Here is a 19,908-nt window from a genome sequence, read left to right as displayed (position 1 = left end):
CGCCGCACTGGGCGCGCAGAATGAAAAGAGATCTGCGGCATCGGGTTGCAGATGTTCTGAACAAGGAGCCTTTCATGCTGAAGAACAAGATGGCGTTGGTCACGGGTGCGTCGTCGGGTATCGGGCGTGCGGTTGCGCTGATGTGGGCGCGCGAGGGTGCCACGGTGGTGGTGTCAGACGTGAATGTGCAGGCGGGCGAGGAAACTGCCGCTCTGGTGCGTGCCTCCGGGGGCGACGCCATTTTTGTCGCGGCCGATGTGGGCAAGCCTGCGGATTGCGAGGCGCTGGTCCACCGCACCGTGGCCCACTATGGCCGCCTGGATGTGGCGTGCAACAACGCTGGCATTGGTGGCCCGCAGGCGCCTACGGCCGACTACCCGCTGGACGGCTGGGATCAGGTCATCAACATCAACCTCTCGGGCGTGTTTTACGGCATGAAATACCAGATCGCCGCCATGCTGAAAAATGGGGGCGGCTCTGTCATCAACATGGCGTCCATTCTGGGCGCGGTGGGTTTTGCCACCTCGCCTGCGTACGCCGCCGCCAAGCACGGCGTGTTGGGGTTGACCAAGGCAGCGGCCCTGGAATACAGCGCACAGGGCGTACGCATCAATGCCGTGGGCCCCGGTTTCATCCATACGCCCATGATCAGCGGGCTGGAGCAGGACGCTGGTGTCAACGCCATGCTGGTAAGCGCTCACCCGATCGGCCGCCTGGGCCGGCCTGAAGAGGTGGCCGAGCTGGTGACCTGGCTGGCGTCCGACAAGGCGTCGTTCGTGACCGGGGCTTACTACCCCGTGGATGGCGGCTACCTGGCGCGGTGATGTGCCGCTAGCCGGTAGGGCGCCGAGAAGCGCTCAGGCGTTCACGGCTTCGCTGCCCTCTGCCATCGCGGCATGCGCCTGGGCCGCGATATCCAGCGACCGAAGGCGCAGCGCCGGATCGAACACATCGCTCACCAGCATCAGTTCGTCGGCGCTCGTGGCCTTGTGCAGGTGGGCCAGGCCGGCGCGCACGGTGTCGGGCCCGCCGATCACGGCGGCGGCCAGAAAATCGCCAATGGCTGCGCGCTCTTGCGGTTGCAGGCGCGCGGCAAAGTTTTCGATGGGTGGCAGCAGGCGGCTGCGGTCGCCTGTCAGGATGCCCAGCACACGCTGGTAGGTGCTGCTGGCCAGAAACTCGGCCTCCGCGTCGGTGGGCGCCGCGATCAGGGGCACGCCAATCACCACATAGGGCTTGGGCCAGGCCGCAGACGGGCGATAGAGGCTGCGGTACAGGTCAATGGCCTGGTGCAGCATGCGCGGCGCAAAGTGCGAGGCAAAGGCATAGGGCAGGCCGCGTTCGGCTGCCAGCTGCGCCGAAAACAGGCTGGAGCCCAGCAGCCAGATGGGCACGTTGGTGCCCGCGCCGGGCATGGCAATGAGGCGCTGGCCCGGCTCGGCAGGCGCCAGCAGGCGTTGCAATTCGGCCACGTCCTGCGGAAAGTCGTCGGCCGTCTCCACGCGGCTGCGACGCAGCGCGCGCATGGTGGTGGGGTCGGTGCCGGGCGCGCGGCCCAGGCCCAGGTCGATACGGCCGGGGTAGAGCTCGGCCAGCGTGCCAAAGGCTTCGGCCACCACCAGCGGCGCATGGTTGGGCAGCATCACGCCGCCCGAGCCCACGCGGATGCGCTGCGTGCCCCCGGCAATGTGTCCCACCAGCACGGCGGTGGCCGAGCTGGCAATGCCGGCCATGTTGTGGTGCTCTGCCAGCCAATAGCGTTTGAAACCGAGCGATTCGGCGTGTTGCGCGGTGCACAGGGCGATCTGCAACGCCTGGGCGACGGTGCCGCCTTCGCGCACGGCGACCAGATCGAGCATGGAAAGAGCGGGGCGTGGGGTGGTAGTCATGGCCTGATTGTCGGCGCGGCGCGCAATGGCTGCTGCCGCTGCTGCGGGAGCCGGGTCTTTGTGCAAGGTCGTCGGCCGCCGGTGCGACGCAGGTGTCATTTTTTGGTAGCCAAAACACCGGCGGGCAAACAAAATGTTTCAAATCCATTGCCGCCGAACCTGGCGCGATGTGTGGCGGACACCTTGCATTGGGGGAAACATGGGTTTTTTCAGTCGATTTTTCAGGATTCGTGAGCAGGATTCCTCCAGCCCCGAAACCACCTGGGCCGTGGAAGACAACGGCAGCGAACTGGTGCTGGATGAGGAGTACGCCTCCATGCTGATGACCGAAATCGACATCGACGCGGCGATCATCAGCCACGAAGGCTGGCGTTTGCAGTTGCAGGACATGGTGCACGGCCGCTCCAGCGAGGTCATGCGCCCCGAGCACATTTGCCAGGACGACCGCTGCGACCTGGGCCGGTGGCTCAACGGTTCCGGCCAGGAACGGCTGGGGCATTACCCGGCGTTTGGCATGCTGGTGGCGCGCCATCGCTATTTTCACCAGCAGGCTGCCGCCGTCATCACCTGCTTTCAGGCGGGAGACCAGGCCCAGGCCCTTCAGCTGCTCAACGGCCGCTGCCGCCATGCCTCCAACCAGGTGCTGTTGCTGCTCAAAGAACTCAAGCGCGGGATGGGGCAATAAGCCTTGTCGTCAGGTGCCATGGCCCCCTCAACGGCGGCGTCGGTGTTGCAGCGGGCGACGGATGGTTCAGGCAAGGCAGGATCTGCTCCTGCGGTTCGTCTGGAGGCTGGCAATGTCTGGCAGGGCTGTGCCGTGCCACTGTGCCGAGGGCTGTGGCGATGGCCTGCTTGCCGCAGGAGTACAACGCCCCGGGCTGCGGCAGGGGCCTGTTCAGTAGCTGCGCCCGCCCTTGTACATCGCGTGCTGGCGCCGCTGCAGCGTGGCGGCTTCACCGAGCCGGGCCATGGCCGCGCCGGCATGCGCGTGCGTGATGGCCATGCCCAGCGCATCGGCGGCGTCGGTGCCGGGCAGGCCCGGCAGCTGCAGCAGGCGGCGCACCATCTCCTGCACCTGGTTTTTGGCGGCGCGGCCATGGCCGACCACGGCCTTTTTCATCTGCAGCGCGGTGTATTCGGCCACGGGCAGGTTGCTGGCCACCAGGGCGGTAATGGCGGCGCCGCGCGCCTGGCCCAGCAGCAGGGTGGACTGGGGGTTGACGTTGACGAAGACGATCTCGACGGTGGCCACGTCGGGCTGGTAGCGCGCCGCCACCTCGCTGATGCCGTCGAACAGCACTTTCAGCCGGCCGGGCAGGTCGCCCAGGGCCAGCGCGGTGGTGCGGATGGTGCCGCTGGCCACATAGCTCAGCCGGTGGCCGTCCACATCGATCAGGCCAAAGCCCGTGGTCTGCAGGCCGGGGTCAATTCCCAGAATTCTCATGTGCTATTAAATTAGTAGCTGATTGCGCTTGATGGATAAGCGCTACAGCCCATTTTGTCTATAAAACAGTGTGGCGGCGCCCGGCAGCGACTCAACCGCAGGGCCGGCCCTCAGACATGTATCGCACAGGGCCAGCGTGAAGGCGATGATAGGGGCAGGTGCCGAACCCGCCCCGGCGCCGTGCCGACCTGCATGCTGGCATGCCAAAACTGCCGCCGCATTGAGTCACCCCGGACCAGGCCCGGTCAAATCCGTGAAAATCAGCGGTTTCCTGCATTCATTTCGCAAAGATTTTCATGACCGAAGCCCATACCGCTCCCCCGCTGCCCGACCACCTGTCCATCGACCCGCGCAGCCCGCACCATGTGGCTGCCGTTTTCGAGCACGACATCGGCATCCGCCTGAACGACAAGGACCGTTTCGACGTCGAGGAGTACTGCATCAGCGAAGGCTGGGTCAAGGTGCCCGCAGGCAAGACGCTGGATCGCAAGGGCAAGCCGCTGCTGATCAAGCTCAAGGGCAAGGTGGAAGCGTTTTACCGTTGATGGCGATGCCCGCCACGGCACCTGCCGGTGGCGTGGACGGTGCGGCCCGCGCGATGCATCCGGTGGCCGAATCCACCCCGGTCAGCCCCTGGATCATCTACTGCGACGGCAGTGCCATGCCCAACCCCGGCCGCATGGGGCTGGGCGTGGTGCTTTGCGCGCCCGACGGCACCTGCCACACGCTGGCGCAGGCAACCCACACCACCGGTTGCAACAACGAGGCCGAGCTGCGTGCCCTGCTGTTGGCCCTGGGGGCGTTGCGGGAGCGCGGCGCCAGCGCGCTAATGGTGTACAGCGATAGCAGCATTTTGGTGGAGCAGCTCGGCGGCACGCCGGTGGCGCCGATTGCGCGGCTGCAAGACCTGTTCGATGAGGCGCGCACGCAACTGCAGTCGTTTGCGGCGGTGAGCCTGCAGTGGATTCCGCGCCACCGCAATGCAGAGGCCGATGCCCTGGCCCGCGCTGCGCTGGGGTGCGCACCCAAGCCGCCCGCCGAGGCTTTCGGCAAGCGGCGCAAAAGCAAGAAATAGGCACCGGTTGCGCCACCCCGGGCCCACGGGGCGCTCCGGTTGGGGCGCACTGCACTTGCGGTGAGTCGTCGGTGCTGGCGCTTGCCTTTACGCCTTTTCAGGGCAACTCTGCGCTGCCCATGCGGGCCACGATGGTGCGCGTGCGCCCCGCCAGGTAGGCCGAGCCTGGCGTCTTTTCGAAGCGCTTGGGCGCGGGCAGCATGACGGCCAGGCGTGCGGCCTCTTGCGGTGACAGGCGTGCGGCCGGCTTCTTGAAGTAATGCTGGGCTGCGGCCTCGGCGCCAAACACCCCGTCGCCCCATTCCACACTGTTGAGGTAGATCTCCAGGATGCGCTGCTTGCTGAGCAGTTGCTCCAGCAGCAATGCCAGCACAAACTCCTGGCCCTTGCGCAGCAGTGTGCGCTCGCCCGAGAGCAGCAGGTTCTTGGCCAGTTGCTGCGTGATGGTGGAGCCGCCACGGATCTTGGGTGCGCGCACGGGCTTGTCGGGCGCCCGGGCCTGGGCCTTGGCGATTTGCGCCTCGGCCTGGGCGTTGCGTTCCCAGGCTTTTTCGATGGCGTTCCAGTCCACGCCGTCGTGGTTGACGAAACTGTCGTCTTCCGAGGCAATCACGGCGCGCTTGAGGTGGTCTGAAATCTGGGTGTAGGGCATCCACTGCTGGCGCCAGCGCACCTGCCCCTTGCTGGCCAGCTGCGTCCAGATTTCGGAACGCTGAAAGGCAGTGGATTCCGGGGCGACCACGGCCATCGCTGCGATGCGCGCCACAAAGAACAGCTGCAGGGCCACCACGGCAATGACCACCAGGCCCAGCCAGCGCAGTAGAGCTTTCATGGTGGTGACCCGCTCACACCGTGGCCTGCAGTTCTTTGAGCACTTGCGCCGATGGCGGGCGCACGCCGCGCCACAGGGCAAACGCCTCGGCGGCCTGCTCCACCAGCATGCCCAGGCCGTCGCGGGGAACGGCGCCGTGCTGGCGCGCCCAGTCAAGAAAGCCTTGCGCCGCCGGGCCATACATCATGTCGTAGGCCATGCTGCCGGTGCGCAGCACATGGGCGGGCACAGGAACGGCGTCTCCCGCCAAGCTGCTGGCGGTGGCATTGATGATGAGGTCGAAATTGGCCTCTAGCGCTTGTGGCGTAAGCGCAAGTAGCTCTGCTTTTTGTAGCGATGCAAGGCAGGCATGGGCCTGCACCAGTGCCTGGGCCCGGGCCAGCGTACGGTTGGCCACGGTGATGTGGCGCACGCCCGCCTGCAGCAGGGGGCCCAGCACGCCGGCGGCGGCACCACCGGCGCCCACCAGCAGCACGTCGCGCCCGGCCAGTGCCAGACCGGCGTTGCGCGTGATGTCGGCCACCAGGCCCAGGCCGTCGGTGTTGTCGGCGTGGATGCCGTCGGGCGCAAACACCAGGGTGTTGGCGGCGCCCGCCAACTGCACGCGTTCGCTGCGTTGCGTGGCCAGGGCGGCGGCTTCGATCTTGAAGGGCACGGTAACGTTGCAGCCGCGCCCGCCGCGTGCGATGAAGTCGCGCACGCCCTGGGCAAAGCCGTCGATGGGCAGCAGGCAGCGTTCGTACACCAGGTGCTCGCCGGTCAGCTCGGCAAAACGGGCGTGGATGGCGGGCGAGCGGCTGTGCGCCACCGGGTTGCCCATCACGCAATACAGGTCAGCGGAAGAACTCATGGAACGCGGTGTGAAGGGGTGGGTGCGGACAGGGCGCGTTGTTGTCTGGCGCGCCACTGACTGCCGGAGGCCGTCGGAGGCCGTTCCTCAGGGGCTGCGGCCTTCGGGGTTGGCTTCGAGATTGGTTTCGAGGGTCTGGTCACGCGTGAACTTGAAGCGCGCCACCATGGCAATCTGGTCGGCCTGGCGGCGCATCTCGGCATTGAAGTGCCCGAACGGGCCAGCGGCCCGGGCAATGGCCTCGGCCTGCCGGTCCAGCGCGCGGTTGCCCGAGCCTTGCACGATCTCGGTGCCCAGAACGCGCCCATCGTGGTTGACGGTCACAATCATCGTCAACTCGCCATACAGCTTGCGGCCGCCTTGCTCGGGGAAGTTTTCGGTGCCCTTGTCCTCCACCTTGCTGCGCAGGGCCGAGTAATAAACGGCATATGCCTCTTCGCGTGTGGCGGGGCTGATGTAGCGCTTCTTGGGGCGCGCATTTTCTTGGTTGATGCGCTTTTCAATCTCGGCCAGCAGCTTCACGAGCTGGCGGCGTTTTTCTTCTTCGGAGACCTGGCTGCCGCTTTGGCTGGGCTTGCGCAGATCGGGCTCGGGCAGGCTGGCCAGCTGCTTGCGCAACTGCGCCAGCAACTGGTTTTGCTGCTCTTGCAGAGAATCCAGCCGACGCTGCGACTCTTCGAAATCGTCTCCCACCGCCGTGAGGGCCGAGTAAGGCAGGGGGCTGGTGGCCCGGCCCTTGTCGGCCTCGCCACCCCCGGCCATGTTGGCCTGGGCAATGGCCTGGGCCTTGTCGGGCCGCTCGCTGGACTTGGCGTTGACCAGGATGACTTCGAGCGGAGTGTCCTGGAACACGCGGTTGAAGCCTTCGGGGTCGATAAAACGCACCGACAGCAGCGCTGCGTGCAGCGCCACCGAAATGCCCAGCGTGAGCTGCAGCGTGGTGAAGCGGGAGAGGAATGGCTGGGGTTTCACGGGGCTGGATTTTCGGGGCTGGCGGTGTCGGCCTCGTTTACATCGACGGCGATGGCGATGGGGCCGGCCACGGCTTCGTCGTCCTCGGCATCTTCTACCGGGCCGTCGTCGCTGCTGTCGTCGGGATCGTCCAGGCGATCGATCACGGTGCCGTGCAGGTCCAGCGTGATTTCATCCACCTCGCCCAGCTTGACCTTCAGGCGCGCGCCACGCGGCAGGTTTTGCGCGCCCAGCACGGGAAACACCAGCGGGAGTTCGTCCGCCCGCACCAGAAAGCTGCCGCCCGGGCCTTCCTTGAACACGGTGGCGTTGAGCTCAGTGATGCCGTTCTGCTCCACGTATTTGAGCGTCCAGAAGCGCTCCATGCCGGCCTGGTAGCCGTTGTAGGCGCTGTAGGCCGCGTCAAAGCTGCTGATGATGGAGAACAGCTCGGCGTCCTTGGGCTTGAAGGGGGCCGCCAGGGCCGCCGTCTTGCCATTGCGCACGCAGGCAATGATCTGCCACTGGTTCACCAGATCGACATAGCGGCGAAGGGGCGAGGTGGCCCACGAATAGCTTTTCACGCCAATGCCGGCGTGCGGCAGCGCTTTGGTGCCCATGCGCACCTTCACGCCCGGCGCCATGCTGGCCTGGCTGCGGTAGATGCCGGGCACGCCCAGCTCGGCCATCCAGCTGCCCCAGGTGCTGTTGGCCACGATGGCGGCCTCGGCCACGATCAGGTCGAGCGGTGCGCCGCGCTGGCGCGTGGTGATCTGCACGGTTTCCGAGCCGTTGGGTTCGGCCTTGTCGTTCCCCACCAGGCGGAAGTTGTAGTCGGGCCGGTTGAAGTTTTCGGGCTTGCCGCGCACCACTTCACGCTGGGCCTTGAGACTTTTGGCCAGGCGGTGCAAAAATGATAGCTGATCGCGCACATCCAGCAAGCGCTGCGGGGTGTTTTCTATCTGAATGGATGGGTCGGTCAGCCAGGCTTCGGTGACGATGTGGTCGAGCTGGTCGTGGCGCAGGTTGGCCACCACGGGCACGCGCTCCAGCCTGGTTTCGGTGCCGGTGATCTCCAGCGTGGCTTCGTTCACCGTGACATACAGCGACACCGCCGGGTTGGCGCGGCCTTCGTCCAGCGTGTAGATCTGCACCACCTCGTCGGGGAGCATGGTGATCTTGTAGCCCGGCATGTAGACGGTGGACAGGCGGCTGCGGCCCAACTGGTCCAGCGGTGTGCCCGGCACGATGGCCAGGCCGGGGGCGGCAATGTGGATGCCCAGCACCACGCTGCCCGTGCCCAGGCCCTGCACCGACAGGGCATCGTCGATTTCGGTGGTCTGCGAGTCGTCGATGGAGTAGGCCTGCACCGGGGCCAGTGGCAGGTCTTCGGGCGGCTGCGGCGCTGCCAGTTGCGGGAAACCCGTGCCTTTGGGGAAGTTGTCGAGCAGAAAGCGCTTCCAGTGGAACTGGTAGGCCGAATCGATGGCGCCCGCCTTTTGCAGCAGATCGAGCGGCGCCAGGTGCGTGGCGCGGCTGGCCTCGACCACGGCCTTGTACTCAGGCGCGTTCTTGTCGGGGCGGAACAGTATCTTGTAGAGCTGCTCGCGGATGGGTTGCGGGCATTCGCCACGACCCAGTGCCTCGGCCCAATCGGCGATCTGCTGCACGATCAGTTTCTTTTTCTCAATGGCGGCCAGCGCCTGTTGCAGGATTTCGGCGGGCGCCTTCTTGAAGCGGCCCTTGCCGGCGCGGCGAAAGTAGTGCGGCGCCTCGTGCAGGGCCAACAGCGCACCGGCCTGCTGGGTCAGCGTGGCGTTGTCCGAAAAATAGTCGCGGGCGAGGTCGGCAAAACCGAAATCGTCCTCGGGGGCGAATTCCCAGGCCAGCGGCAGCTCGATGGTCTGGGCAAGCGCCTGCGCCTGGGCCATCAGCTCCGACGGCGCGGGCTTCTCAAATTTCAACAGGAGGTTCGCGGCCTTGACCTTGACCCGCTTGCCCGAATCGAGCTCGACTTGGGCCGAGCTTTCAGCTTCGGACAGGATGCGACCGGCCATGAATTTGCCGGCTTCTTCAAACAATGCGTGCATGGGCGGCATTCTCCCATGGGCGCGGCGGGGCGGATTATTGGTGCGCCCGGACCTGCTCAGGTGTGCGGCGCGGTGCAGCCCACGCACCAGGGTGCGAAGGTGTGCAGGTTCTGAGGGCGATGACCGGGTGTGCACCTATGATCCGTGGCTTTCCACCGTGCCCTGGTTGTATTGACATGCGTCTGGATGCCATTGCTGCACCGCTGACCCTGCTGGCAGTGGCCTTGCCGTTTCTTTTTTCGTATTCCCACCCTCCCTCGTCCAATTTCTGGCCGTTGGTGGCTGCGTGGGCTTGCGGCGCTGTGCTGGCGCTGGTGGTGGTGTGCCGGGCCTGGCGGTTGCGCCGCTTGCCGGGTGCGGCCCTTGCGGCCGACGGCCGTGTTTTTGTGGCATCGCAGCTGGCCGTGGGCCTGCTGTTGGCGGCCCTGCTGGGGGGGGTGGTTGGGTTGTTGCAGTATTTTCTGGGCGACCCCGGACTGGCGCCCTGGGTGCAGCCTTCCGAGCCGGGGCAGGCCATCGGCAACCTGCGCCAGCGCAACCAGCAGGCATCGTTGATGAGCCTGGGCGTGTGGGCCCTGCTGTGGCTGGTGGTGCAGATGCAGGCGCGCATGGGCGCCGAAAGTGGAGCGTCGGCAACGCCCCTGCAGCGTGCCTTGCTGGGTGGGGGCCGTGCATGGCCGTCCTGGCTGGTGGGCCTGCTGCTGGTGTGGGCGCTCACGCTGCTGGCAGCGGGCAGCGCGGCCACGGCATCGCGCACGGGGGCGCTACAGTGGGTGCTGATGATTGTGCTCCTGGTGCTCTGGCGTGGCACCAGTGGGCGCCTGGCCGTGGGGCTGGCGGTGATCGGGCTGTTGCTTTATGCCCTGGCAGGCTGGATGCTGCCAGCCCTCTTGCTGGACTGGACGGGCTTTACCACCGATGGGGTGTTTGCCCGGCTCGCGAGCGATCCGCAGTCCATGGGCAGCCGGCGGGAGCTATGGGCCAACGTGCTGTATCTGATTGCCCAGAAGCCCTGGACGGGCTGGGGCTGGGGGGAGCTGGACTATGCGCACTACATCACCCTGTTTCCGGGCGATCGCTTTTCGGTGCTGCTGGACAACGCCCACAACCTGCCGCTGCATCTGGCCGTAGAACTGGGCCTGCCGGTGGCCGCCGTGGCATGCGGCGCCGTGGTGGCATGGGTGGTGCGTGCCCGGCCGTGGCAGGAGACGGATGCGGTGCGTCAGCTGGCCTGGGGGGCGCTGGCCATCATCGGCTTGCACAGCATGGTGGAGTTTCCCCTGTGGTACGGCCCTTTTCAGCTGGTCACGGTGCTGGCGCTGGCCCTTTTATGTCGGCGGGCGCTGCTGGGCTGGGTGCGTTCGCCGGCACTTTTGAGCGGTGCTGCGGTGGTCTGGGTGACCGCAGGCGTGGTGGGTGCAGGCATTGCCTGGGACTACTACCGCGTCAGCCAGCTCTACCGACCCATGGCATTTCGGGCGCCGTCTTACCAGGGGGAGACCCTGGCCAAGGTGTCCGGCACCCCGTTGTTCACCGACCATGTGGATTTTGCGCTGCTGACCACCACCGCGCTGACGCGCGAGAATGCGTCGCAGGTCCATACGCTGGCCACGGAGTTGCTGCATTTTTCACCCGAACCCCGCGTGATCGAGAAACTGATAGAAAGCGCGCTGCTGCTGGGGCGGGACGATGAGGTGGCGTTCCAGCTACGGCGCTACCGCGTGGCCTACCCCGAGGACCATGCGCGCTGGGCGCGCGCCCAGCGCCTCGCCTCGTCAACGCCGCAATGAACCTTTGGCCTATGCCAGTTGCAGAAACTGCGCTACGGCTGGCAGGTGGTCTTCGAAGTCACTGAGTGCATGGTCGCCGCCTTCCAGCAGCGTCTGCTGGGCGGCAGGGTAGCGTGCCACCATTTCCTGCCAGTCGAGCACCTCGTCGCCCTTGGCGATGATGGCCATTTCGCGGCCCACGGGCAGGGTGTGCTCTGCGGACAGCGCCTGCAGTTCGGCAATGTATTCGGGCAGAAAGAAAAAACGCTCGGCCGGGTCATGCCACGCCGTTTGCTCTCCAATATGGCGCGCAAGATCCCGCGCGGGGTGGACAGCGGGATTGAGCAGAACACTCGGGCAGCCCGTGTGGCGCGCGACCCAGCTGGCATAGAACCCCCCGAGCGACGAGCCCACCACGGCCATGGTGGCCCGTGGCCAGGTGGCAATGCCTTGAGCCACCAGGTCCATGGCGGCGCGGGGCGAGGGCGGCAACTGGGGGCACCACCAGTGCACCGCAGGATGGTGCTGCGCTACGTAAGCTGCCATCCGGCGTGCCTTGGCCGACTGGGGGGAAGAGCGAAAGCCGTGCAGGTACAGCAGGTGCGTGGTGGTCATGGCGATTTCGGTGGGGTGGGGGCAGGGCTATTACTGCCTTTGGCGGGCGTGACGCCAGCATAAGATGGGTGCCTTGGGGTGCCACGCCGTGCGGCGCCCAGTTCGCCTGCGCACACCATGTCTGATTTTGCCCCGCTTTCCACCGCCAAACGCCTGGTATTGGGGGCAGGGGACAAGCCGCCCCCTGCGCTGGGCCGTTTTGAACTGCTGCGCGAGCTTGGGCGGGGCGCCCAGACCAGCGTGTGGCTGGCCTTTGACCCGCGTCTGCAGCGCCAGGTGGCTATCAAGCTCATGCCTGCGGTGCAGCCCGAGGATGCTTCAGCGCTGGATCAGTGGCTGCGCGAGGCGCGCCATGTGGCGGCGCTGACCCATCCCTTCATCGTGCCGGTGCTCGAAGTAGACGTGCAGGGGCTCCAGCCCTACATCGTGTTCGAGTATGTGCCGGGCCGCACCCTGGCAGAACACCTGGCGCAGCAGGGACGGTGCGCTCCCCACGAGGCCGTGGCGCTGATGGTGGATGTGCTGGAAGGCCTGCAGGCTGCCCATGCGTCCGGTATCGTGCACGGGAATCTGAAGCCGTCGAATGTCATGGTGGACAACCAGCGCCATGCGCGGGTGATGGACTTTGGAACGGCAGCGCCCGTGCAGGCCGCGGCCAGCGCGCAAGGGGTTGTCGGCACGCCGTCCTATCTGGCGCCCGAGTCCGCCGGGGGCGCTGCACCGTCGCCCGCGATGGATGTGTATTCGGCCGCGCTCGTGCTGGTGGAGCTGCTCACGGGCCACCCCTTGATGCCCCGTCAAGATGCCTGGCAGGCGCTGTACCGCAGCGCCAACGAATTTGCGACCCTGCCGGACGACCTGGGCCCGGGAGTGGATGGCGCCTTGCGCGCCGTAGTGCAGCGCGCTCTGGCACGCAGCCCGGGGGCGCGGTATGCCACGGCCGGGGATTTTCGCGACGCCTTGCGCGGCTGGGCGGCACCCGTCAGCGCCCCCACTGCCGCCAGCAATGCCACCCTCGATTTTTTGCTGCGGCGCATGCGCCACAAAAGCGATTTTCCTGCGCTCTCGGACTCGGTGGCCCGCATCCAGCGGGTGGCCAATTCCGAAGACGACAGCATCAGCGACCTGACGCACGAGATCCTCAAGGATGTGGCGCTGACCAACAAGCTGCTGCGCCTGGTCAACAGCGTGCACTATGCGCACGCCAGCCGCGGCACGATCAGCACGGTGTCGCGCGCTGTCAGCCTGGTGGGGTTCAATGCGGTGCGCAACATGGCGCTCAGCCTGGTGCTGCTGGACCACATGGAAGACAAGGCACATGCCAGCCAGATGCGCGAGGAATTCCTGCGCGCCATGATGGCGGGTTCCGTCGCGGCCGAGTTGTGCAGCCCGGGGCAGGTGGCTGAGGAAGCCTTCATTGGCGCCATGTTCCAGAACCTGGGGCGCATGTTGTGTGAGTTCTATTTCCCTGAGGAAGCGCAGCAGGTGCGCAGTGTGGTGGCGGCGGGGCGGCTGCAAGGCGGTGAGGAATCGGCCGCCGTGCAGGTGCTGGGCTTGGGTTTTGAAGACCTTGGTGCTGGCGTGGCGCGGGTGTGGGGGCTGCCCGAAAGCCTTCAGCGCTGCATGCGCAAGCCCATGGGGGCACCCCCGATGCGCTCGGCCGAGCAGGGTGTGGAGCGTCTGCGCTGGGTGGCCATGGCGGCCAACGAGGTGGCCAGCACGCTGCTGCACAGCGGTGATGCGCAGACGGAGGACCGGCTGCAGCAGACCGCCGCACGCTATGCGCGCACCCTGGCGCTCTCGCCCGAGGCTATTGCCGAGGCCACCCTGCGCGCGCGCCACAAGTTGGTGTCGCTGGCCCAGGCGCTGGATCTGCAGGTGGCGCCGGGCTCCGCAGCGGCCCGGCTGCTGACGCTGCCGACGCCCCAGGCAGATGCCGCCGTGCCGCAAGACGCGCTGGCCCTGCTGGAGTTGCGCGCTGCTGAGCCGCAGCCCCTGCCCGCCGTGCTGGAGTCGCAGGCCGCAGGCACGGTGTCGGTGGCCCAGGTCAACGAAGTGCTGGCGGCGGGCATCCAGGACATCACCAACGCCATGGTGGAGAACTTCCAGCTCAATGACGTGCTGCGCATGATCTTGGAAACCATGTTCCGTGCCCTGGGTTTCCGGCGCATGGTTTTTTGCCTGCGCGAGGCACGCACCGACCTGCTGACGGGGCGCTTCGGCCTCGGCGAAGACAGTGAAAGCGCCGTGCGCGCCATGAAGGTGCCACTGAAAACGCCCGGCGACCTGTTTGCAGCGGTCTGCGTGCGTGGTGCCGACACCCTGATCAACGACGCCACGCAGGCGCGTATGCAGGCGCGCCTGCCGCAGTGGTATGTGCAGGGCATCAATGCACCGGCTTTCCTGTTGCTGCCCCTGCAGATCAAGGGACAACCGTTCGCCCTGATCTATGCCGACCAGTCAGCGCCCGGGGGCATCGTGGTGGATGACAAGGTGCTGGGGTTGCTGCGCACCCTGCGCAACCAGGCCGTCATGGCCTTTCGCCAGGCAGGCTGATGCGGCCTGTGCGCGCCGGATGTGCCCGGCTGGCCGGCCGGGCCCGATAATTGCGCCATGGCCGCCGTTTTTGACAAGCCCTCTATCGCCCAGCGTTTCGTGCCCCTGTTTCATGGGTTTGACTGGCCGCTCGTCCTGGTGGTGGCCGTGCTGGCCAGCGCCGGGCTGCTGGCCATGTATTCATCGGGATACGACCATGGTTCGCGTTTTGCCGACCATGCGCGCAACATGCTGATTGCCGGCTCCATTCTTTTCGTGGTGGCCCAGGTGCCGCCCCAAAAGCTCATGGTCTTTGCCGTGCCCCTGTATGCCGCGGGGGTGGCGCTGCTGGTGGCGGTGGCCCTGTTTGGCATTACCAAAAAAGGGGCCCAGCGCTGGATCAACCTGGGCATTGTCATCCAGCCCAGCGAGATCCTCAAGATCGCCATGCCCCTGATGCTGGCCTGGTGGTTCCAGAAGCGTGAGGGGCAACTGCGGCCGCTGGATTTTGCCGCTGCGGGGTTGCTGCTGGCCATTCCCGTGGGCCTGATCATGAAGCAACCCGACCTTGGCACCTCGCTGCTGGTGCTGGCGGCGGGCCTGTCGGTGATCTTTTTTGCCGGCCTGTCCTGGAAGCTGGTGCTGCCACCGGTGTTGCTGGGCGCCGTGGGCATCTTGCTGCTGGTGTCGCTGGAGCCCCAACTGTGTGCCGAAGGCGTGCGCTGGTCTATCCTGCATGACTACCAGCAGCAGCGCATCTGCACGTTGCTCGATCCATCGCGGGACCCGCTGGGCAAGGGGTTTCACATCATCCAGGGCATGATTGCCATTGGCTCGGGTGGCATTTTTGGCAAGGGGTTCATGGCGGGGACGCAGACCCATCTCGAATTCATTCCCGAGCGCACCACCGACTTCATCTTTGCGGCCTTTTCGGAAGAGTTTGGCCTTGCTGGCAACCTGTTCTTGATCGTATGCTTTTTGCTGCTGGTGTGGCGTGGGCTGGCGATTGCCGTGGGCGCAACGACCTTGTTCGGGCGGCTCATGGCGGGAGCGGTGTCGATGATCTTTTTCACCTATGCCTTTGTGAACATGGGCATGGTCAGCGGAATCTTGCCTGTGGTGGGCGTGCCGCTGCCGTTCATCAGCTATGGCGGCACGGCCATGGTCACGCTGGGGCTGGCGCTGGGCATTCTGATGTCGGTGGCGCGGGCCCAGCACCTCGATCCCAAGGACGCGCGGCCGGCGCTTTGACCGCCGCCTCCATCGTTTGCCCGTTTACCCGCATCCATCTTGCGCGATGGGGGCTTGCGGGTTACAACCCGGGTGCCAACTGTGTTTTGGCATTTATCCGGAGGTACTTCCCATGGCGTCTAGGTTTGAGCTGAAAAAATCCAAAAACGACAAGTTCGTCTTCAATCTGCTGGCTGACAACGGGAAGGTCATTTTGACCAGCGAACTCTACGACTCCAAGGCCAGCGCGCTCAATGGCATTGAATCCGTCAAGAAAAACGCTCCCGACGATGGCCGCTATGGGCGGCTGAGCGCCAAGGATGGATCGCCCTATTACACGCTCAAGGCAGGCAACGGTCAGGTCATTGGCCAAAGCCAGATGTTCTCGGGCGAAAAGGCCCGGGATGACGGCATCGAATCGGTCAAGAGCAACGCCCCCGGGGCGGTGACAGACGATCAGACGGCTTGATTTCGCCGCAGGGGTGGGGTGGCGCGCCGCGTGGGTATGCGCCCCAGCTCCGCCTGGGGCAGGGCGGCGCGCCTAAAATGGCCGCATGTCCTCACGCTCCCCCTCTGCCGCGCCCCAGCGCGCGCCCACCCTGCAACGCATTGACGTTGCTCGCCAGTTGCTCCTGACGCCTTTTGGTCTGGACGAAAGTCATCTGGCGCGTGCGCTGGCGGAAATTCGCACCCACCAGGTCGACGACGCCGACCTGTATTTCCAATACACCCGCAGTGAAGGCTGGAGCCTCGAAGAGGGCATCGTCAAGACGGGTTCGTTCTCGATTGACCAGGGCGTAGGGGTGCGCGCCGTCAGCGGCGAAAAGACGGCGTTTGCCTATTCCGACGACATCTCCGAAGCCTCGTTGCTTGACGCGGCGCGAACTGTACGGTCGATTTCATCTGTAGCCCAGGCAGGTCGTGCGCGAGTAGCTCCTAAAAAAATAGCTAACGGTCGCAGCCTCTATCCTGGCGTGGACCCCATCTCCACGCTGGACAGCACGGCCAAGGTCGCCCTGCTGATGCAGGTGGAGCAGCGTGCTCGCGCCAAGGACCCGCGCGTGGCCCAGGTCATGGCTGGCCTGGCGAGCGAATACGACGTGGTGCTGGTAGCCCGTGCCGACGGCACGCTGGCGGCAGATGTGCGGCCGCTGGTGCGGCTGTCCGTTACCGTGATCGCTGAGCAAAACGGTCGCCGTGAAATGGGCTCGGCCGGTGGCGGCGGTCGCTTTGGTCTGGCGTATTTCGATGCCGAGCAAATTGCCCAGTATGTGGACGAGGCGGTGAACGCGGCCCTGGTCAATCTGGAGTCGCGCCCCGCGCCAGCGGGCGAGATGACGGTGGTTCTGGGCCCCGGCTGGCCCGGCATCCTGCTGCACGAAGCCATTGGCCACGGGCTGGAAGGCGACTTCAACCGCAAGGGCTCGAGCGCATTCAGCGGCCGCATCGGCCAGCGCGTGGCGGCCAAGGGCGTGACGGTGCTGGACGACGGCACCATCGCCGACCGCCGTGGATCGCTCAACGTGGACGACGAGGGCCACGCCAGCCAGCGCAATGTGCTGATCGAGGACGGCATCTTGAAGGGCTACATCCAGGATTCGCTCAACGCGCGCCTGATGGGTGTGGCACCCACCGGCAACGGTCGGCGTGAGAGCTATGCCCACATTCCCATGCCGCGCATGACCAACACCTACATGCTGGGCGGCGACAAGGACCCCCAGGAAATCGTGGCCAGCATCAAGAAGGGCCTGTATGCCACCAACTTTGGCGGCGGGCAGGTGGACATCACGTCCGGCAAATTCGTTTTTTCGGCCAGCGAGGCCTACTGGGTGGAAAACGGCAAAATTCTCTACCCCGTCAAGGGCGCGACCATTGTGGGCAGCGGTCCCGATTGCCTCAAGCGCGTCAGCATGATCGGCAACGACATGAAGCTCGATAGCGGCGTGGGCACCTGCGGCAAGGAAGGCCAGAGCGTGCCTGTGGGCGTGGGCCAGCCCACGCTGCGCATCGACGGGCTGACGGTCGGCGGTACGGCCTGAAGCCCACGCGGGCGGCGCCGCGGGTGGTTGCCTGGGCACATCGTGGCACCCGGCGGGCCACGCGGGGGGCGACAGCCTGAAGAGGCGGGCGCACAATCACACCATGCCTGCGTCGCTTTCCAGTTTGCAGCAAACACTCCAGTCATTTGGCGATATCAGCCGTTTTCTGCGTGAAGGCGTGGCGGACGAGGATTCCCGCCAGTTGCGGGACAGCCTGGGGGCGCTGTCGATGCACATTGAGGAGGCGACGCGCCTGCGCCGATCCGGCGCCGATGCCGGTGCCATCACCCGCCGCGTGGTGGAACTGGCCCAGTGCGCACGCGAGCACCAGCTTTTCCTCACGGGTTTGGGCTCTGCTTGGCATGCGTTGTACGAGTTTGGCGCTTACCAGCGCGCGCTGCGGGAGTTGCGTGACGCCGTCGCCGCATGGCAGCAGGAGCTGGAGCGCCACAGCGCGCGCGAGAGCGCCTGCTTTCGCCAGTTTGAGCTGCTCGCCTGGCGCACGCTGGGTGAAGCATTGCTGCTCATCGACATGTACGAGCACGACAGTGGTCCGCAAAGCGATTTGCCCGATGCATTGCCACAGCGGCTGTCGGGCTGGCAGCGGGTGCGGGCCTGGTTTGGGCGCCTGCGGCGATAGCTGACTGTCGCCAGTTTTTGCAGTCCACGCGCACAGTTGCCGCCGCGCCACAATGCCCCGGGCTTGCTGCGCTGCGACAAACACTGTGCTACATTGATTCACATGCAAGTACGCAGCGCGTTTTATTTTTGGTTTTGGATCTCAGTCCCCGGCGGATGAGAGGACAGCGCGCAAGCCCACAAACCTCCCCATACCAACCGCCGACGCTGTAAAGCCCGGCGGTTTTTGTTTTTCTGACCTTCTCCCATTTCAATCCACGAGGAAGCAACCATGACGGCCCACGCCACCCCTGCCAGCGATGCCTGGTACCGCAGCGTCGAGAAAACCAGCCAGACCGACGACGAACGTATCAAGGACATCACCGTGTTGCCACCTCCCGAACACCTGATCCGCTTTTTCCCCATCAGCGGAACGCCGGTGGAAGCGCTGATCACCCAGACCCGCAAGAACATCCACCGCATCATGGCGGGCAAGGATGACCGCTTGCTGGTGGTGATTGGCCCCTGCTCCATCCACGACCCCGCGGCGGCGCTGGAATATGCCCGTCGCATGGCTGCCGTGCGTGCCCAGTACGCAGACACGCTGGAGATCGTGATGCGCGTGTATTTCGAGAAACCCCGCACCACGGTGGGCTGGAAGGGCCTGATCAATGACCCCTATCTGGATGAGAGCTATCGCATCGACGAAGGCCTGCGCATTGCGCGCCAGTTGCTCATCGAGATCAACCGCCTGGGCATCCCGGCGGGCAGCGAGTTTCTCGATGTGATCTCGCCCCAGTACATCGGCGACCTCATTAGCTGGGGTGCCATCGGCGCACGCACCACCGAAAGCCAGGTGCACCGCGAGCTGGCCTCGGGCCTGTCTGCGCCCATTGGATTCAAGAATGGAACGGATGGCAACATCCGCATAGCCACCGACGCCATCCAGTCGGCCAGCCGGGGCCACCATTTCCTGTCGGTGCACAAGAATGGCCAAGTGGCCATCGTCAACACCAAAGGCAACAAAGACTGCCACGTCATCCTGCGTGGTGGCAAGGCCCCCAATTACGATGCCGCCAGCGTCGCCGCCGCCTGCAAGGACCTTGAAGCCGCCCACCTGCCCGCCACCTTGATGGTCGATTGCAGCCACGCCAACAGCAGCAAGCAGCACCAAAAGCAGCTCGATGTGGCGCGGGATATTGCAGCCCAGATCGCTGGAGGTTCGCGCAGCGTGTTCGGTCTCATGATCGAGAGCCATCTGAACGCCGGTGCGCAGAAGTTCTCGCCTGGCAAGGACCTGCCCAGCGCGCTGGAGTATGGAAAGAGCATCACCGACGCCTGCCTGGGCTGGGACGATTCGCTGCAGTCGCTGGCCGAACTCTCGGCGGCCGTGGTGGCCCGCCGCGCGCTCTGATACGAAGTTCATACCGTCGGATAACCAGCATCGGATAACCAGAGGCAGGGAGCCCGCAGCCAGTGCTTTGTCAAGACGATCCAGCGAAGCTGGACGACTGGGGCAGTCCCTGTGACGCTGCACCGCTGTGGCGGTGTAAGCTCAAACCTTTGGCGGGGCGCACCGGGTGTGCCGCCCCGGCCCTTGCATCCCCATTGCGCCAGAAAGGCAAGCATCATGCACAGCGAAGTGTCGGTCCAACTGACTGGAAACCAGGAATTCCGTTTTGATCTGGAGGGCCAGGAGCCCATGACGCACGAAGGCGGGCGCCGCTGGCTGGACGATCAGTTCACGGCCCTCGATTGCGAACCCCTGCGCGCCAGCGGCAAGGTGCTGCTGGCCGACAAGGTCTTGACCGTGGCGCTTGCCGCAGGCACCGCGTTGTTCAACGATCCCGTGTGGTCGCGCGACTTTGCCCGTGCCGCCAGTGCTGCGCTGGCCAAACCCGTGGTGCGGGTGGACGTGCCAGCCATGGCTGTGTCCTTCTGAAAATCAGGTCAAAATAGCCGCTAGCCCTT

At 65.6% G+C, this 19,908-nt stretch carries 19 protein-coding genes; 12 read left to right on the top strand and 7 right to left on the bottom strand.

From position 1 onward, the window contains the following. Positions 1–74: 74 nt before the first annotated feature. Entirely contained in the window at positions 75–824 is a 750-nt protein-coding gene (locus K226_RS0100270; RefSeq protein WP_024812871.1) for an SDR family NAD(P)-dependent oxidoreductase, read from the top strand. A 33-nt stretch (positions 825–857) separates the two neighbouring features. Here K226_RS0100270 and K226_RS0100265 read toward each other — a convergent pair whose 3' ends face one another. Further along, on the bottom strand, positions 858–1,889 hold the full coding sequence (locus K226_RS0100265) for an LLM class flavin-dependent oxidoreductase (protein ID WP_024812870.1): 1,032 nt from the start codon (positions 1,887–1,889) through the stop codon (positions 858–860). Positions 1,890–2,088: 199 nt separating this feature from the next. On the opposite strand from K226_RS0100265, the gene K226_RS0100260 reads away from it, so the two are divergent. Beyond that, a complete protein-coding gene (locus tag K226_RS0100260; RefSeq protein WP_024812869.1) occupies positions 2,089–2,574 on the top strand; it encodes a CZB domain-containing protein in 486 nt (161 codons plus the stop codon). Positions 2,575–2,784: 210 nt separating this feature from the next. On the opposite strand, the gene ruvC is transcribed toward K226_RS0100260, so the two are convergent. Then, complete coding sequence (ruvC, locus tag K226_RS0100255; protein ID WP_024812868.1) at positions 2,785–3,333, bottom strand: crossover junction endodeoxyribonuclease RuvC; 549 nt, start codon at positions 3,331–3,333, stop codon at positions 2,785–2,787. Between the two features lie 296 nt (positions 3,334–3,629). On the opposite strand from ruvC, the gene K226_RS0100250 reads away from it, so the two are divergent. Together K226_RS0100250 and K226_RS0100245 are read left to right on the top strand one after the other, a co-directional pair. Continuing rightward, positions 3,630–3,878: a DUF3297 family protein gene (locus K226_RS0100250; protein ID WP_024812867.1), complete on the top strand. Its 249-nt coding sequence runs from the start codon at positions 3,630–3,632 to the stop codon at positions 3,876–3,878. A gap of 53 nt (positions 3,879–3,931) precedes the next feature. Further along, the gene (locus tag K226_RS0100245; protein ID WP_024812866.1) at positions 3,932–4,408 is read left to right on the top strand and encodes a reverse transcriptase-like protein; all 477 of its coding nucleotides are present in this window, start codon (positions 3,932–3,934) and stop codon (positions 4,406–4,408) included. Positions 4,409–4,505: 97 nt separating this feature from the next. Here the strand turns inward: K226_RS0100245 and K226_RS0100240 are convergent, their stop codons facing one another. The 4 genes from K226_RS0100240 to K226_RS0100225 all read right to left on the bottom strand — a co-directional run bounded on the left by K226_RS0100240 (position 4,506) and on the right by K226_RS0100225 (position 9,131). Continuing rightward, positions 4,506–5,240 (bottom strand): transglycosylase domain-containing protein, encoded by a 735-nt coding sequence (locus K226_RS0100240; RefSeq protein ID WP_024812865.1) that lies wholly within the window; start codon positions 5,238–5,240, stop codon positions 4,506–4,508. A gap of 13 nt (positions 5,241–5,253) precedes the next feature. Then, on the bottom strand, positions 5,254–6,090 hold the full coding sequence (gene aroE, locus K226_RS0100235; RefSeq protein ID WP_024812864.1) for a shikimate dehydrogenase: 837 nt from the start codon (positions 6,088–6,090) through the stop codon (positions 5,254–5,256). An 87-nt stretch (positions 6,091–6,177) separates the two neighbouring features. After that, the gene (locus tag K226_RS0100230) at positions 6,178–7,062 is read right to left on the bottom strand and encodes an energy transducer TonB (RefSeq protein WP_024812863.1); all 885 of its coding nucleotides are present in this window, start codon (positions 7,060–7,062) and stop codon (positions 6,178–6,180) included. Further along, the gene (locus K226_RS0100225; protein ID WP_024812862.1) at positions 7,059–9,131 is read right to left on the bottom strand and encodes a ribonuclease catalytic domain-containing protein; all 2,073 of its coding nucleotides are present in this window, start codon (positions 9,129–9,131) and stop codon (positions 7,059–7,061) included. Before K226_RS0100225 ends, K226_RS0100230 begins: the two co-directional genes overlap by 4 nt. A gap of 176 nt (positions 9,132–9,307) precedes the next feature. Here K226_RS0100225 and K226_RS0100220 point away from each other — a divergent pair, with 176 nt between their 5' ends. Next, positions 9,308–10,921 (top strand): Wzy polymerase domain-containing protein, encoded by a 1,614-nt coding sequence (locus tag K226_RS0100220; RefSeq protein ID WP_024812861.1) that lies wholly within the window; start codon positions 9,308–9,310, stop codon positions 10,919–10,921. Positions 10,922–10,930: 9 nt separating this feature from the next. On the opposite strand, the gene K226_RS0100215 is transcribed toward K226_RS0100220, so the two are convergent. After that, positions 10,931–11,515, bottom strand: a complete 585-nt coding sequence (locus K226_RS0100215; RefSeq protein WP_024812860.1) for a YqiA/YcfP family alpha/beta fold hydrolase — start codon at positions 11,513–11,515, stop codon at positions 10,931–10,933. A gap of 117 nt (positions 11,516–11,632) precedes the next feature. Between K226_RS0100215 and K226_RS0100210 the strand changes: the two genes are divergently transcribed. From K226_RS0100210 to K226_RS0100180, 7 genes are all read left to right on the top strand, one after another. Next, on the top strand, positions 11,633–14,071 hold the full coding sequence (locus tag K226_RS0100210) for a serine/threonine protein kinase (protein ID WP_024812859.1): 2,439 nt from the start codon (positions 11,633–11,635) through the stop codon (positions 14,069–14,071). A gap of 57 nt (positions 14,072–14,128) precedes the next feature. Further along, complete coding sequence (gene rodA / locus K226_RS0100205) at positions 14,129–15,301, top strand: rod shape-determining protein RodA (RefSeq protein WP_024812858.1); 1,173 nt, start codon at positions 14,129–14,131, stop codon at positions 15,299–15,301. Positions 15,302–15,413: 112 nt separating this feature from the next. Next, on the top strand, positions 15,414–15,749 hold the full coding sequence (locus tag K226_RS0100200) for a YegP family protein (RefSeq protein WP_024812857.1): 336 nt from the start codon (positions 15,414–15,416) through the stop codon (positions 15,747–15,749). An 85-nt stretch (positions 15,750–15,834) separates the two neighbouring features. Next, complete coding sequence (gene tldD / locus K226_RS0100195) at positions 15,835–17,319, top strand: metalloprotease TldD (RefSeq protein WP_024812856.1); 1,485 nt, start codon at positions 15,835–15,837, stop codon at positions 17,317–17,319. Between the two features lie 103 nt (positions 17,320–17,422). Then, positions 17,423–17,959 (top strand): hypothetical protein, encoded by a 537-nt coding sequence (locus K226_RS0100190; protein ID WP_024812855.1) that lies wholly within the window; start codon positions 17,423–17,425, stop codon positions 17,957–17,959. A 270-nt stretch (positions 17,960–18,229) separates the two neighbouring features. Next, positions 18,230–19,351, top strand: coding sequence for a 3-deoxy-7-phosphoheptulonate synthase (locus tag K226_RS0100185; protein ID WP_024812854.1), 1,122 nt, complete (start codon positions 18,230–18,232; stop codon positions 19,349–19,351). A gap of 216 nt (positions 19,352–19,567) precedes the next feature. Next, the gene (locus K226_RS0100180; protein WP_024812853.1) at positions 19,568–19,879 is read left to right on the top strand and encodes a hypothetical protein; all 312 of its coding nucleotides are present in this window, start codon (positions 19,568–19,570) and stop codon (positions 19,877–19,879) included. Positions 19,880–19,908: the final 29 nt, after the last annotated feature.

This window comes from Acidovorax sp. JHL-3 (assembly GCF_000526295.1).
GTDB lineage: Bacteria > Pseudomonadota > Gammaproteobacteria > Burkholderiales > Burkholderiaceae_C > Acidovorax > Acidovorax defluvii.
Note: the sequence above shows the minus strand (reverse complement) of the source record. Positions and strands in the feature narration are given on the sequence as shown.

Coding starts and splice junctions, on each gene's coding strand:
- K226_RS0100180 (WP_024812853.1), top strand. CDS start 19,568: ATGCACAGCGAAGTGTCGGTCCAACTGACTGGAAACCAGGAATTCCGT.
- K226_RS0100190 (WP_024812855.1), top strand. CDS start 17,423: ATGCCTGCGTCGCTTTCCAGTTTGCAGCAAACACTCCAGTCATTTGGC.
- K226_RS0100250 (WP_024812867.1), top strand. CDS start 3,630: ATGACCGAAGCCCATACCGCTCCCCCGCTGCCCGACCACCTGTCCATC.
- K226_RS0100210 (WP_024812859.1), top strand. CDS start 11,633: ATGTCTGATTTTGCCCCGCTTTCCACCGCCAAACGCCTGGTATTGGGG.
- K226_RS0100225 (WP_024812862.1), bottom strand. CDS start 9,131: ATGCACGCATTGTTTGAAGAAGCCGGCAAATTCATGGCCGGTCGCATC.
- ruvC (WP_024812868.1), bottom strand. CDS start 3,333: ATGAGAATTCTGGGAATTGACCCCGGCCTGCAGACCACGGGCTTTGGC.
- K226_RS0100220 (WP_024812861.1), top strand. CDS start 9,308: ATGCGTCTGGATGCCATTGCTGCACCGCTGACCCTGCTGGCAGTGGCC.
- K226_RS0100260 (WP_024812869.1), top strand. CDS start 2,089: ATGGGTTTTTTCAGTCGATTTTTCAGGATTCGTGAGCAGGATTCCTCC.
- K226_RS0100265 (WP_024812870.1), bottom strand. CDS start 1,889: ATGACTACCACCCCACGCCCCGCTCTTTCCATGCTCGATCTGGTCGCC.
- aroE (WP_024812864.1), bottom strand. CDS start 6,090: ATGAGTTCTTCCGCTGACCTGTATTGCGTGATGGGCAACCCGGTGGCG.
- K226_RS0100270 (WP_024812871.1), top strand. CDS start 75: ATGCTGAAGAACAAGATGGCGTTGGTCACGGGTGCGTCGTCGGGTATC.
- K226_RS0100185 (WP_024812854.1), top strand. CDS start 18,230: ATGACGGCCCACGCCACCCCTGCCAGCGATGCCTGGTACCGCAGCGTC.
- K226_RS0100240 (WP_024812865.1), bottom strand. CDS start 5,240: ATGAAAGCTCTACTGCGCTGGCTGGGCCTGGTGGTCATTGCCGTGGTG.
- K226_RS0100245 (WP_024812866.1), top strand. CDS start 3,932: ATGCATCCGGTGGCCGAATCCACCCCGGTCAGCCCCTGGATCATCTAC.
- K226_RS0100200 (WP_024812857.1), top strand. CDS start 15,414: ATGGCGTCTAGGTTTGAGCTGAAAAAATCCAAAAACGACAAGTTCGTC.
- rodA (WP_024812858.1), top strand. CDS start 14,129: ATGGCCGCCGTTTTTGACAAGCCCTCTATCGCCCAGCGTTTCGTGCCC.
- tldD (WP_024812856.1), top strand. CDS start 15,835: ATGTCCTCACGCTCCCCCTCTGCCGCGCCCCAGCGCGCGCCCACCCTG.
- K226_RS0100215 (WP_024812860.1), bottom strand. CDS start 11,515: ATGACCACCACGCACCTGCTGTACCTGCACGGCTTTCGCTCTTCCCCC.